Annotated in this window: 14 protein-coding genes; 9 read left to right on the top strand and 5 right to left on the bottom strand. The window is 66.2% G+C overall.

What is annotated here, in order from left to right:
• Window positions 1–110 precede the first annotated feature (110 nt).
• From QMG28_RS17705 to QMG28_RS17695, 3 genes are read left to right on the top strand one after another with little or no spacing between them, the layout of a single operon-like run.
• Window positions 111–1,109, top strand: coding sequence for an ABC transporter substrate-binding protein (locus QMG28_RS17705; protein WP_281843655.1), 999 nt, complete (start codon window positions 111–113; stop codon window positions 1,107–1,109).
• Entirely contained in the window at window positions 1,094–1,948 is an 855-nt protein-coding gene (locus QMG28_RS17700; protein WP_281843654.1) for an ABC transporter ATP-binding protein, read from the top strand. The genes QMG28_RS17705 and QMG28_RS17700 overlap by 16 nt, the downstream gene beginning before the upstream one ends.
• On the top strand, window positions 1,948–2,799 hold the full coding sequence (locus QMG28_RS17695) for an ABC transporter permease (RefSeq protein WP_281843653.1): 852 nt from the start codon (window positions 1,948–1,950) through the stop codon (window positions 2,797–2,799). The genes QMG28_RS17700 and QMG28_RS17695 overlap by 1 nt, the downstream gene beginning before the upstream one ends.
• A gap of 54 nt (window positions 2,800–2,853) precedes the next feature.
• Here QMG28_RS17695 and QMG28_RS17690 read toward each other — a convergent pair whose 3' ends face one another.
• The gene (locus QMG28_RS17690; RefSeq protein WP_281843652.1) at window positions 2,854–3,753 is read right to left on the bottom strand and encodes a LysR family transcriptional regulator; all 900 of its coding nucleotides are present in this window, start codon (window positions 3,751–3,753) and stop codon (window positions 2,854–2,856) included.
• A 107-nt stretch (window positions 3,754–3,860) separates the two neighbouring features.
• Here QMG28_RS17690 and QMG28_RS17685 point away from each other — a divergent pair, with 107 nt between their 5' ends.
• Genes QMG28_RS17685 through QMG28_RS17660 form a run of 6 tightly spaced genes read left to right on the top strand, consistent with a single transcriptional unit; the run spans window position 3,861 to window position 9,409 of the window.
• The gene (locus QMG28_RS17685; protein ID WP_281843651.1) at window positions 3,861–5,003 is read left to right on the top strand and encodes an acyl-CoA dehydrogenase family protein; all 1,143 of its coding nucleotides are present in this window, start codon (window positions 3,861–3,863) and stop codon (window positions 5,001–5,003) included.
• Window positions 5,000–6,043, top strand: coding sequence for an enoyl-CoA hydratase/isomerase family protein (locus tag QMG28_RS17680; RefSeq protein ID WP_281843650.1), 1,044 nt, complete (start codon window positions 5,000–5,002; stop codon window positions 6,041–6,043). Before QMG28_RS17685 ends, QMG28_RS17680 begins: the two co-directional genes overlap by 4 nt.
• Window positions 6,040–6,909: a 3-hydroxyisobutyrate dehydrogenase gene (gene mmsB, locus QMG28_RS17675; RefSeq protein ID WP_281843649.1), complete on the top strand. Its 870-nt coding sequence runs from the start codon at window positions 6,040–6,042 to the stop codon at window positions 6,907–6,909. Before QMG28_RS17680 ends, mmsB begins: the two co-directional genes overlap by 4 nt.
• Entirely contained in the window at window positions 6,906–7,679 is a 774-nt protein-coding gene (locus QMG28_RS17670; protein ID WP_281843648.1) for an enoyl-CoA hydratase-related protein, read from the top strand. Before mmsB ends, QMG28_RS17670 begins: the two co-directional genes overlap by 4 nt.
• A gap of 51 nt (window positions 7,680–7,730) precedes the next feature.
• A complete protein-coding gene (locus tag QMG28_RS17665; RefSeq protein WP_281843647.1) occupies window positions 7,731–8,489 on the top strand; it encodes an electron transfer flavoprotein subunit beta/FixA family protein in 759 nt (252 codons plus the stop codon).
• Complete coding sequence (locus tag QMG28_RS17660; RefSeq protein WP_281843646.1) at window positions 8,489–9,409, top strand: electron transfer flavoprotein subunit alpha/FixB family protein; 921 nt, start codon at window positions 8,489–8,491, stop codon at window positions 9,407–9,409. The genes QMG28_RS17665 and QMG28_RS17660 overlap by 1 nt, the downstream gene beginning before the upstream one ends.
• 69 nt (window positions 9,410–9,478) lie before the next feature.
• On the opposite strand, the gene QMG28_RS17655 is transcribed toward QMG28_RS17660, so the two are convergent.
• From QMG28_RS17655 to QMG28_RS17640, 4 genes are read right to left on the bottom strand one after another with little or no spacing between them, the layout of a single operon-like run.
• Window positions 9,479–10,036 (bottom strand): nuclear transport factor 2 family protein, encoded by a 558-nt coding sequence (locus tag QMG28_RS17655; RefSeq protein ID WP_281843645.1) that lies wholly within the window; start codon window positions 10,034–10,036, stop codon window positions 9,479–9,481.
• Window positions 10,037–10,059: 23 nt separating this feature from the next.
• Window positions 10,060–11,217 (bottom strand): acetyl-CoA acetyltransferase, encoded by a 1,158-nt coding sequence (locus QMG28_RS17650; protein ID WP_281843644.1) that lies wholly within the window; start codon window positions 11,215–11,217, stop codon window positions 10,060–10,062.
• Window positions 11,214–11,588, bottom strand: coding sequence for a Zn-ribbon domain-containing OB-fold protein (locus QMG28_RS17645; RefSeq protein WP_281843643.1), 375 nt, complete (start codon window positions 11,586–11,588; stop codon window positions 11,214–11,216). Before QMG28_RS17645 ends, QMG28_RS17650 begins: the two co-directional genes overlap by 4 nt.
• Before the next feature lie 8 nt (window positions 11,589–11,596).
• Window positions 11,597–12,874 (bottom strand): CaiB/BaiF CoA transferase family protein, encoded by a 1,278-nt coding sequence (locus tag QMG28_RS17640; RefSeq protein WP_281843642.1) that lies wholly within the window; start codon window positions 12,872–12,874, stop codon window positions 11,597–11,599.
• Window positions 12,875–13,023: the final 149 nt, after the last annotated feature.

Below are 13,023 nucleotides of genomic sequence, written 5' to 3'. Positions count from 1 at the left end.
ACACGGGCCGGCGCTCCGGCTCCGACGAACACGACACCACTCAAACGATCACACAAACCGGCCATGCAGAGCCGGGGACAGATCACCAAACCTGGACAGGGAGAACGTCCATGACTTTGAAACTTATGAAGATTTCCGCCATGACGGCAGCGTCGGTCATTGCCATGGCCAGTGCCGCCTCGGCCGAGACCAAGGCGCTTACCGTTGCCTTGCCGGTCAATCTTTGCCTTGCCAACTGGCCGTTCTACGTGGCGGCGGAGAACGGGGAATTCGCCGCAGAGGGGCTTGAGGTCACGATGGTCGGGCTCGACGGTTCGTCGACCGCGATCCAGGCGACGCTTGCAGGTCAGGCCCAGATTGCCGCGACCGCGCCCGCCGACATGCTGGCGGCAAGCGGTGCGGGTGCGGACGTGACCGGGTTCTACAATTTCTACCAGTACCTGCCGTTCCGGCTGGTCACGGCCACGGATTCCGACATCACGTCGCTGGCCGATCTCGAAGGCAAGACGGTGGGCATCACCAGCGCCGGCGGCGGCGAAGCGATCTACATGCGCTCGCTGCTGGCCCATGCGGGCCTGTCCGAAGGCAGCTATGAGGAGCTGGCCGTGGGCGAGGGCAGCATGGCGGCCTCGGCCATCACCGGCGGCGCGGTCGATGCCCATTCGGCCTCTTTCGTCGACGAGATCATCTTTGGCGGCATGGGGCTGGCCTACAAAGCGCTCGATTCCGAGGGCTATCCCGCCACCACGGGTGAGATGCTGATGGCCCAGACGAGCTATTTCAACGACAACCCGGACGTGATCGAGGGCATTGGCCGGGCGCTTGCGCGGGCCACCGCAGCCGGGCTCGCCAACCGCGAGCTGGTGGTGACGGCCTGCGGCAATGCCGCGCCGCATGAAACCGAAGATATGGGCTTCACCAATGCCGTTCTGGACGGGGTCGATGCGCTGTTCGTGCTTGGCGACGCCGCGGGCGGCCAATACGGCTTCATCGAAGAGACCACCTGGGCCGCCTATAAGGATCTCATGGTGAGCATCGGCGCGGCGGGTGAAGAGGCGCTCGCGGCACCGGTGTCCAACGCCTATGTCTCGGCATGGAACGCGGAATGATCAGCGTGAGCGATCAGCAGATGGAGGGGGCGGGCACCATGCCTGCCCCCGGCTCGCCGCCGCCCGCCGTCTCGATCCGGAACCTCGACCGGACCTTCACGCGCGACGGCAACACGATCCAGGCGCTTTCGGGCGTGTCGCTTGACGTGGCGCCGGGCGAATTCGTGGTGCTGCTCGGCCCCTCCGGCTGCGGCAAGTCGACCCTGCTCAATATCATCGCGGGCCTGTTGCCGCCGACCTCGGGCACAATCGAAGTGGCGAGCCATGCGGTCACCGGCGTGCCCGACGAGATCGGGATGATGTTTCAAAAGCCCGTGCTCCTGCCCTGGCGCACGGTGCGCGACAACATCGTTCTGCCGATCGAGATGAGCAAGGGCCGGCGGGCCGCGAAAGCCGCGCAGGGCAGGGTGGATGAGCTGCTCGATCTCGTCGGCCTCAAGAGCTTCGGCGATCAGATGCCCAACGAGCTTTCGGGCGGGATGCAGCAGCGTGCGGCGATCTGCCGGATGCTGATCAACGAGCCCGATATCCTGCTCCTCGACGAACCCTTCGGCGCACTCGACGAGTTCACCCGCGAGCACATGAACATGCAGATGCTCGATCTGACCCATCGGCTTGGGCGCACGGCGATCCTCGTGACCCACAGTATCAGCGAGGCGGTGTTTCTCGCCGACCGGATCGCGGTGATGTGCGCCCGGCCGGGCCGGATCATGGGCATTGTCGATGTCGATCTGCCGAAGGACCGCACGCCCGATATCGCCACCAGCCCCGAATTTCAGCACCACGTCGAAGCCGCGCGCGACATGCTCAAGCGCGGCCATGCAATGGAGATGACCTGATGTCGGCATCCGCTTCGCAAAAAGCCGCGCAACCGGCGCATAAGGCGCTGCGCGACCCCTTCCTTGAACGCATCCCGTCGCCCATTCTGGTGGGCGGATCGCTGATCGTGCTGCTTGCAGTCTGGGAATTCGTCGTCGTCATCGGCTGGGTGCCGGAACTGGTGCTGCCGCGCGCATCCGACACCGGCAAGGCGCTCGTTCAGGTACTCGGCAACCTGTTTACCGGCGGCCATGTCTGGGTGAACTTCAAAGTGACGATGGAGGAAGCGGCACTGGGCCTGTTCTTTGCCGGGATCATCGGCTTTGTGGTCGGTGCGCTGATCGCCGAGACGACCTTCGGCAAACGGGTGATCCAGCCCTATATGGTGGCGCTCTACGCCGCGCCGAAAGTGGCGCTCGCGCCGGTCTTCGTCGCCTGGTTCGGCTTCGACACGACGCCCAAGGTGGTGATGGCCGTCACCATCGCCTTCTTCCCGGTGATGGTCGATACCGCCGCCGGTCTGGCCGGGGTCGACGAGGATGCCGACAAGATGTTCGCCACGATGCGCGCGAGTCGGCTGCAACGCTTCTTCAAGCTGAAACTGCCCAACGCGCTGCCCTTCGTCTTTGCCGGCCTGAAAAGCGCTGCCGTGCTCTCGCTTATCGGGGCGCTGGTGGCCGAGTTTTCCGGCGGCGGGCGCGGCATCGGCATCCTGATCCAGACCGCCAGCCTGCGCTTCGATCTGGATGTGGTCTTCGCCTATGTGATCCTTCTCTCGGTGACGGCCTTCGCGATCTACTGGCTGATCGACCAGATCGAACGCAGGGTCGTTTTCTGGCGCAAGGCCGGGTTCATTCCGACCGAATCCTGAGTCCCACACGGCACCCGAAACTGAGCGGGCTGGCCCTCCGGGGCCGGCCCGCCGTCACGACAGAAACAGCGCCCGGGCCGCGCGTACCTCCTGAGTGAGAAAATCCGAGCAATAGCGGATACGGGCGAGATCGCGCAGATCGGCATGCACGATCAGCCAGAATGACCGGATCAGCCGCACCTCGCCGGCCATGGTGCGGATCAGCCGTGGATCGGTCGCGGCGATGAACTTGGGCAGGATGCACAGGCCCGCGCCGGCAATCGTCATGTTCATCTGTGCGAGCAGGTTGGAACTCGTGATCCATGGCACGATGTCCTTGGAGATCTGCGGGATATAGTCGAGCTCGCGGGCATAGATCAGATCCTGCACATAGCCGATGATCCGGTGATCGCGCAGATCGGCGCGGGTTTCGGGCTGGCCGAACCTGTCGAAATACTCCGCCGTCCCGTAGAGGCCGAGTTCGTAATCGGTGAGCTTGTGCGCGTGAAACCGGCCCTTCTCTGGCCGCGCAAGGCTTACCGCCATATCGGCCTCGCGCTTGGTCAGGCTGAACCGGCGCGGCATTGTCACCAGTTCCAGCTTCAGACCGGGCTGCTTTTGCCCCAGCTTGACGAGGCTGGGCGCCATGAAACTGCTGCCGAAGCCTTCCGGGCCGCCGATCCGGATCGTGCCCGCGATCTTCGAGGTTTCGCCGGAAATGTCGTTGGCCGCCTGCAGCGCGATCGTTTCCGCCCCCTGCGCGGCTTCGAGAAAGCGTTCGCCCTGCGGCGTCAGCGTGTAGCCGGTGACGCTGCGTTCGAACAGGCGGGTGTCGAGGGTTTCTTCAAGCTGCTTGATCCGCCGGCTCAGCGTGGTGTGGTCGATGCCGAGTTTCTGCGCCGCGACGGTCAGCCTGCCGCTGCGGGCAATCGCCAGAAACCATTCCATCGCCCCCCAATCGAACTGTTTTGCCATATGTGAACCTGTGCAACCCGAATGAGACTATTTCACAATTTACGTGCGCATCACAGCATGTTCTTCTTGCCGCCGACGTCGTGTGTCTGGCGGAACGGGAGGATTCTATGGATTTCGCACTCAGCGAGGAACAGGCGGCCATTTTCGACATGGCCCGCGCCTTTGGTGAGGAACATATCGCGCCCTTTGCCCGCGATTGGGAAAGCCGGGGCGAGATTCCGAAGGATCTCTGGCCGAAGCTGGCCGAACTGGGCTTCGGCGGCCTCTATGTGCGCGAGGAAAACGGCGGCTCCGGGCTGACCCGGCTTGACGCCACGCTGGTCTTCGAGGCGCTGTCGATGTCCTGCGCCTCGGTTGCCTCGTTCCTGTCGATCCACAACATGTGCGCGGCGATGATCGACAAATTCGGCTCCGACGAGGTGCGCGCGCGCTTCCTGCCCGGCGCGGTCAGCATGGAAAGCGTCTGGTCCTATTGCCTGACCGAGCCCGGCTCCGGCTCCGACGCCGCCGCGCTGAAAACCCGCGCGGCGAAAACCGAGGCCGGATACAGCCTCACCGGCACCAAGGCGTTCATCTCCGGCGGCGGCTATTCGGACGCCTATATCGTCATGGCGCGCACGGGCGACGACAGCCCGCGCGGTATCTCGGCGCTTATCGTCGAGGATGGCGCCGAGGGCCTGTCCTTCGGCGGGCTGGAGGCGAAAATGGGCTGGAAGAGCCAGCCGACGCGGCAGGTCCAGTTGGACGATTGCGATATTCCGGCGGCAAATTTGCTCGGAAATGAGGGTGAAGGTTTCAAATATGCGATGATGGGCCTCGATGGCGGGCGGCTCAACATCTCGGCCTGTTCGCTCGGCGCGGCGCAGGCGGCGCTGGATGCGACGATCGCCTATATGGGCGAGCGCAAGGCGTTCGGGCAGAGTATCGACCAGTTCCAGGCGCTGCAATTCCGGCTCGCCGATATGGAGATCGAGCTGCAGGCGGCGCGGACCTTCCTGCGCCAGGCGGCCTGGAAACTCGACACCGGCGCACCCGACGCCACCAAGTTCTGCGCGATGGCGAAGAAATTCGTCACCGAAGCCGCCAGCCAGGTGGCTGACCAGTGCCTGCAATTGCATGGCGGCTACGGCTACCTTGCCGATTACGGGATCGAGAAGATCGTGCGCGATCTGCGCGTGCACCAGATCCTCGAAGGCACCAACGAGATCATGCGCCTCATCGTCGTGCGCAACCTTCTGGCGTCGCGATGAGCGATATCCGCATCCGCACAGCCGGCCGCGCGGGCCGGATCACGCTGGCCCGCCCCGAGGCGCTGAACGCGCTCTCGCCCGCCATGTCCATCGCCATCGAAGAGGCGCTGGACGCCTGGCGCGACGATCCGGCGGTGGCGCTCGTGGTCATCGACGCCGAGGGCGAGCGCGCCTTTTGCGCCGGTGGCGACATCGCCGATATCTACCGCAACGGCATCGCGGGAAGGCACGAGGCCGCGCAGGCGTTCTGGCGGCAGGAATACCGGATGAATGCCAGGCTTGCGCAGTTTCCCAAGCCGGTCGTCACCCTGATGCAGGGCTTCACGATGGGCGGCGGCGTGGGGGTGGGGTGCCATGCGGGCCACAGGATCGTCGGTGAAAGCGTCAAGCTCGCCATGCCCGAATGCGGCATCGGGCTGATCCCCGATGTGGGCGGCACCTGGATTCTCGGCCATGCGCCGGGGCATCTGGGCGAATATCTCGGCCTGACGGCGGCGCGGATGGGCCCGGCGGATGCGATCCACGCGGGCTTTGCCGATGGCCATGTGCCCGAGGCCGACTGGCCCGCGCTGATCGCCGCGCTGGAGGAAACCGGCGATGTCGGCCTCGTCGCCGCCGCGCAGCGCGATCCCGGCGTCAGCCCGCTGGCCGGGGCGGCAGGCGAGATCGACCGGCATTTCACCCAGCCGACGCTGGCCGCGATCGTCGACAGCCTCGCCGCCGCCGACAGCGCCTTCGCGCAGACCGCGCTGGAGACGATGCGCCGCAATTCGCCCCTGTCGATGGCCTGCGCGCTGCAACTGATCCGCGATGCGGGCGGGCTTGACGACATCACGCAGGCGCTGGCGCAGGAATACCGCTTCACCCACCGCGCCCAGGCGCAGGGGGATTTTCTGGAAGGGATCCGCGCCCAGATCATCGACAAGGACCGCAACCCGCGCTGGCGCCATGACGGCCCGGCGACGGTGAGCGGAGATGAGGTTGCCGCGATGCTGGCGCCGCTGGGCGAAGACGAACTCGATTTGGGAGGAACGACATGAAAATCGCATTCATCGGACTTGGAAACATGGGCGCGCCGATGGCGCGCAATCTGATCGCCGCGGGCCATGAGGTGACCGGCTTCGACCTCGCGGCTCAGCCCGAGGGCATCGAGATGGCGCCCACCGCCGCTGCGGCCTGCACCGGCGCGGACGTGGCCATCACCATGCTGCCCAACGGCGCCATCCTGCAGAGCGTGGCCGACGAGATCATCCCGGTGCTGCCCAGGGGCGCGGTGTTTCTCGATTGCTCGACGGTCGATGTCGACAGCGCCCGCGCGGTGGCCGCACAGGCCGCGGCGGCGGGGCTCGGCGCGCTCGATGCTCCGGTCTCGGGCGGGATCGGCGGCGCCGAAGCGGGCACGCTCACCTTCATGGTCGGCGGCGGCGATGCGGCCTTCGCAACCGCCGCGCCGCTGTTTGAGGTGATGGGCCAGAAGGCGGTGCATTGCGGCCCCTCAGGCAACGGGCAGGCGGCGAAGATCTGCAACAACATGATCCTCGGCGTCACCATGATCGCCACCTGCGAGGCCTTCGCGCTGGCCGACAAGCTCGGCCTCGACCGCCAGAAGATGTATGACGTGGTCTCCACCTCGTCGGGCTATTCCTGGACGATGAATGCCTATACGCCGGCCCCCGGCGTCGGCGCGAAAAGCCCTGCCGACAACGGCTACAAGCCCGGCTTCGCCGCCGAATTGATGCTGAAGGATCTCGGCCTCAGCCAGACCGCCGCCGCGGCGGTGGATGCCGATACGCCGATGGGCGAGCGAGCGCTGGAACTGTACCGGCAATATGTCGAGGAAGAGGGCGGGCGCGGCATGGACTTTTCCGCCATGCTGCCGCGCTTCGAAAGCCGGGGCCGCGGATGAGCGGGCTCGTCGAGGTCACGCGCGAGGGGCGCGTCGCGCTCCTGCGCCTGAACCGGCCCAAACAGCTCAACGCGCTGAACGCCGCGCTCGCCGCCGAACTGGTTGCGACCGTGCGTGCGCTGGATGCCGATACCTCCGTCGGCTGCATGGTCGTCACCGGCTCCGACCGCGCCTTCGCGGCGGGGGCGGATATCGCCGAAATGGCCGATATGAGCGCCGAGGCGATGTCGGAGGCGGATTACTTCGGTGAGTGGATGGACTTCGCCAATGCCCGCACGCCGAAAATCGCGGCGGTGCAGGGCTATGCGCTGGGCGGCGGCTGCGAGCTGATGATGATGTGCGATTTCGCCATCGCCGGGCAGGGCGCAAAGTTCGGCCAGCCCGAGATCAAGCTCGGCGTCGTCGCCGGGATCGGTGGCACCCAACGGATGACAAAGCTGATCGGCCGCGCCCGTGCGATGGACATGCACCTGACAGGGCGGATGATGGAGGCCGCCGAGGCGCTTTCGGCGGGGCTTGTCGCCCGGGTCGTGCCGGATGACGAGGTGCTGGCGGAGGCGATGAAGGCCGCCGCCGAGATCGCCGGCTATGCCCGCCCGGTGGTGCGGCTGGCGCGCGAGGCGGTGATGCGGGCGGAAGAGGCGAGCCTGGCCGAAGGGTTGCTCTACGAACGCCGGCTGTTTCACCAGCTGTTCGGCACGGCGGCCCAGCGGGAAGGCATGGCGGCGTTTCTCGAAAAGCGCCCGCCCCGGTTCAATGAGGCTGAATGATCGCCCCGCAAGGGTTTGGTCAAAAAGACATATCTGCAAAGGAGACAACCAATGAAGATATTGGTCCCTGTAAAGCGGGTTATCGACTACAACGTGAAGGTCCGCGTGAAGGCGGACGGGAGCGGGGTCGATCTTGCGAATGTGAAGATGTCGATGAACCCGTTCGACGAGATCGCGGTGGAAGAGGCGATCCGGCTGAAGGAGGCGGGCAAGGCCGATGAGGTCGTGCTGGTGTCGATCGGGGTGAAACAGGCGCAGGAGACGATCCGCAACGGGCTGGCGATGGGCGCCGACCGGGGCATCCTCGTCACCGCCGCCGAGGATGTGCATACCGATATCGAGCCGCTGGCGGTGGCGAAGATCCTGAAAGCGATCGTCGACGAAGAACAGCCCGGGCTTGTGATCATGGGCAAGCAGGCGATCGACAACGATATGAACGCGACGGGGCAGATGCTTGCGGCGCTGCTCGGCTGGGGTCAGGCGACCTTCGCCAGTGAGCTTGCCGTCGAGGGCGACAGCGCCGTTGTGACGCGCGAGGTCGACGGCGGCTTGCAGACCATCAAGGTCGCGCTGCCCGCGGTCGTCACCGCCGATCTGCGGCTGAACGAGCCGCGCTATGCCTCGCTGCCGAACATCATGAAGGCGAAGAAGAAGCCGGTCGACGAGAAAACCGCCGGTGACTACGGCGTCGATGTCGCCCCGCGTCTCGAGGTGGTGAAAACCTCCGAGCCGCCGACACGCCAGGCCGGCGAGATGGTGGGCTCGGTCGACGAGCTGGTGACGAAACTCAAAGCTGCGGGGGCGATCTGATGGCCGTTCTTCTTCTTGCCGAGGTCGCCGGGGGCGACCTCCACATCGACGCGACCGCCAAGGCGCTGACCGCCGCGAAGGCGCTGGGCGAGGTGACGGTGCTGGTCTGCGGCCCGCAAGCCGCCGGTGAAGCCGCCGCCACGCTGGATGGCGTCGCCAAGGTGCTCGTGGCCGACGATGCGGCCTATGCCAACACCCTCGCCGAGCCTCTGGCCGATCTGGTCGTCTCGCTGGCGCCCGGCTACAGCCACATCGTCGCCCCGGCCACGTCGGACGCGAAGAACGTGCTGCCGCGCGTCGCGGCGCTGCTCGACGTGATGGTGATCTCCGACATCTCCGCCGTGATCGACGGCGAGACCTTCGAGCGCCCGGTCTATGCCGGCAACGCGATCCAGACAGTACGCTCGAAAGATGAAAAGAAGGTTATCAGTGTCCGCACCTCGACCTTCGAAGCCGCCGGTGCCGGCGGCTCCGCCCCGGTCGAGGCCGCGGCCTCCGCCGGCGACAAGGGGCTGTCGTCCTGGGTCGAGGACAAGGTCGACAGTTCCGACCGTCCGGAGCTGACCTCGGCGAAGGTGATCGTCTCGGGCGGGCGTGGCGTCGGCTCGGAAGAGAACTTCGCGCTGATCGGGGCGCTGGCCGACAAGCTGGGGGCGGCGGTGGGCGCCTCGCGCGCGGCGGTGGATTCGGGCTTCGCGCCGAACGATCTGCAGGTCGGCCAGACCGGCAAGGTGGTCGCGCCGGAGCTTTACATCGCGGTCGGCATCTCCGGCGCGATCCAGCATCTCGCGGGGATGAAGGACTCGAAGATCATCGTCGCCATCAACAAGGACGAGGAAGCGCCGATCTTCCAGGTCGCCGATTACGGCCTCGTCGCCGATCTGTTCGAGGCGCTGCCGGAGCTGACCGGGAAGCTCTGAGCCGGACAGCGCCGCAAACGACAAGGCCCGCCGCAATGGCGGGCCTTTTTTGTGGCGGCGGTCAGTGCGTTACTGCGCCGCGCAATGCTGCGCCCAGGTGTTGTAGCAATCGAAGCTCTCGGGGTAGTCCGAGGCGCGCCGGTCGCCATAGGCGCGCATCCGCGTCTGCGACCCGAGCGCCTCGCCGTATTCCTCGACCGGAACGTAGTAGAGGAACTTCAGAATCCGCTGCGAGAATTTCCACACGCCGTTTTCGCGCCGGTATTCATCGTCGTAGCGCAGGCTGCCGACCAGCGTCTGCCCGTTGCGATGCGCCTCGGCATGGCAGAACACCTCGCCGCTGGCCTTGTCGGGATCGGTCTCGTCGAAGGTGATGATGCTGTCATGCGTCCAGTGCACCGAGATCGCCAGCACTTCGAACCGCTTGCGATACATCTCCATGATCCCGTCGATGCCGATGCCCTCCATCATCCCGTCGAGGCTGCGCACCACCGCATCGTCGGTGAAGGTCGAGCGCAGGAGCGGCACGTCGCGGTCGTCGCAGGATTTGCAGTAATTGGCGATGATTTCGAGGATCGCGTTGCGGCTTTCCAGCCGGTCGATCCGTTTGAGAATGTCCTGGTCCATATTGTCCTCCCTGATATGGCGGGTCAAAGCGTGGCTTCGGTCCCGAAAACGAGCGTGGCCTGGCTCGACAGCACGCCACCATTGCCGTGGCTGAGCGCGATCTCGGCCCCCTCCACCTGCCGCGTGCCGGCCTCGCCGCGCAGTTGGCGCACGGCCTCGACCATCGTGAACAGCCCGTACATGCCGGGGTGATTGCACGACAGCCCGCCGCCATTGGTGTTGACCGGCAGCGTGCCGCCGGGCGCGATGGCGCCGGAGGCCACGAAGCGCCCGCCCTCACCCTTGGGGCAGAAGCCGAGATCTTCCAAAAACAGCACCGTGTTGATGGTGAAGGCGTCGTAAAGCTGCACCAGGTCCACCGCCTCGGGGGTGATCCCGGCGGCCGCCATCGCGCGCGGCCCGGAGATCGCCGCGCCGGTGGTGGTGAGATCGGGCATTGCCGCGATTTCCTTGTGGGTCACTGTCGCCGCGCCGCCAAGCAGCGGGATCGGCGCGCGGGTGTCGCGGGCGCGGTCCATCCGGGTCATCACCACCGCTGCGGCGCCATCGGTGACGAGACAGCAATCCGACACGCTGAGCGGCGTGGAGATCATCCGCGCGCCCAGAAGCGCGTCAATCGTGGTGGGTTCGCGGCGGAACGCTTCGGGGTTTATCGCCGCCCATTGCCGGGCGGCGAGCGCCACATGGGCCAGATCTTCGCGGCTGGTGCCGAACTCGTGCATATGCCGCGCGGCGGCAAGGGCATAGCCGCCCACCGGCATCCGCGCGCCATGCGGGGCCTCATAGGGCGAGGCGCGCAGGGCCGAGACCAGCCGCCCGGCATTGCTGCGCTGATTGGAGCCATAGGTGATCAGCGCCACGTCGATCAGCCCGGCATCGAGCGCGAGGGCGGCGTGGATGGCGTGGCAGAGGAACGAAGACCCGCCGGTGCGGTTGTTGTCGACGATGGCGGGGCTGATGCCGAAATACTCGGCCATCGCGAGGCCGCCCAGGTAATCGTCGGGCAGGGCGACGAAGAGCCCGTCCACCGCGTCGATCGTCAGGCCGGCATCGTCGAGCGCGCGGTAGCCGGCTTCAGCCGCCATTTCCAGAGCGCTGTGGCCGGGGCACTCGCCCAGCCCGAATGTGGCGGCGCCGACCACGGCGCTGCGGCCGCGCGGGAAGGCTTCGGCCCAGCTCATGGGGCAGGGTCGAAGACGATTGTCGGCGTCTCGCCTTCCGTCACGATCCGGGCGGTGACCGCATCGCCGATGGCCACGCTGTCGGGTGTGGCGGCGGGCATGTGCGAGAGCATCCGGCCGCCTTCCTCCAGGTCCACCAGTACGATGATGCGCGCGGGCTGAGGCGGCTTTTTGGGCTGAACCGTCAGCGAATAGATCACGCCGCGCCCGGAGACCGGCGCGAAGGCGCCGAGCGCGCCGCCATGCCCGGGCGCCCGCAGGCGGGGCGGAAACACCGCCGCGCCCGAGAGCGGATCGCGCTGGAGCATGAAGCGGCCCTGGGCGAGATGGCCCAGATATTCGGCCTCGGGAGCGGTGTTGTCGTCGGTCACGATACGCCTCAGATGATCTTGTTTGCCCGCAAGTTTTGGATCTCGGTATCGGTCAGGGTCAAGCGTTCGCGCAGGATCGCCTCGCTGTCTTCGCCGACCAGTGGCGGGGCCCGGGAGATATCGACGGGCGTTTCGGAAAACTTGAGCGGGCTTCCGGCGACGCGCACATCGCCCATGACCGGGTGATGCAGGGTGACGAACATTTCGCGCACGGCGAGTTGTTCGTCCTGTTCGATATCGGCCATGTCGTTGATCGGGCCGCAGGAGACCTTGGCGCCGTTGATCGCCTTCATCCAGTGCTGTTTGCCGTGATGCGACAGCGCCTCGGTCATGTCTTCGGTAAGCTGCACCCGGTTGGCGAGCCTGTCGCGCGAGCGGGCGTAGCGCGGGTCCTGGCCCCATTCGGGGTGGCCCAGCACCTCGGCCAGCCGGGCGAATTCGCGGTCGTTGAAGGTGGCGATCAGGATATGGCCGTCCTTCACGGCAAACACTCCGTTGGGCACCGCGGTGGGATGGTCGTTGCCGGTGCGCGGCAGCGGCGCGCGGGCGTTCATCCAGGCCGAGAGCGAGTTCAGCAGGAGCGCGACCTGCGAATCCAGCAGCGAAATGTCGATATGCTGGCCCTTGCCGGAACGTTCGCGGTGATAGAGCGCCGCGAGAATGGCGATCACCGCGTTGTTGCCCGCCGTGATATCGGCGATGGGTACGCCCACCCGCATCGGGCCGGCGCCGGTCATCCCGTCGGGCAGGCCGGTTACCGCCATCTGCCCGCCCATCGCCTGCGCAAGATAATCGTAGCCCGAACGGTCGCGGTAGGGGCCGGTCTGCCCGAAGCCGGTGATCGAGCAATAGATCAGGCGCGGGTTGATGGCGTGCAGATCTTCGTATCCCAGACCGTAGCGCGCCAGCGTGCCGGTGCGGAAGTTCTCGATGAAAACATCGGATTCACGCGCCAGCGCCTTCAGGATCTCGGCCCCTTCGGGCCGCGCGAAATCCAGCGTGAGCGATTTCTTGCCCCGGTTCACGGTCTGGAAATAGGTCGATTGCTCCAGCTCCGTGGTGGGCGAGGTAACCCAGGGCGGGCCGAGGGTGCGCAGATCGTCGCCCTCGCCGACGCGCTCGATCTTGACCACGTCGGCGCCGAGATCGGCCAGGGTCTGGCCGGCGAGCGGGCCGGCCACGACGCGCGACAGATCGAGCACCTTCACGCCATCGAGGATCCGCTCGGCCGGCGCCTCGGTTGGGCAGTCCGCAGACAGGGCGGCTTGATTCGGTCGGTCGTCCACGGCGTTCTCCTTGGTCGTCTGTCACATACGCAGGCAGCAGAGCCTTTATGCGAAAGCTTGTTTTAAGGTATACAATAATCCGGTGATCATATACATGTAAAGACGGATCGTAAGGAATGGACATCCAGGCAGGTTGCGCGGACCCTGCG

Source organism: Sinisalibacter aestuarii, assembly GCF_027923545.1.
Lineage (GTDB): Bacteria > Pseudomonadota > Alphaproteobacteria > Rhodobacterales > Rhodobacteraceae > Sinisalibacter > Sinisalibacter aestuarii.
Note: the sequence above shows the minus strand (reverse complement) of the source record. Positions and strands in the feature narration are given on the sequence as shown.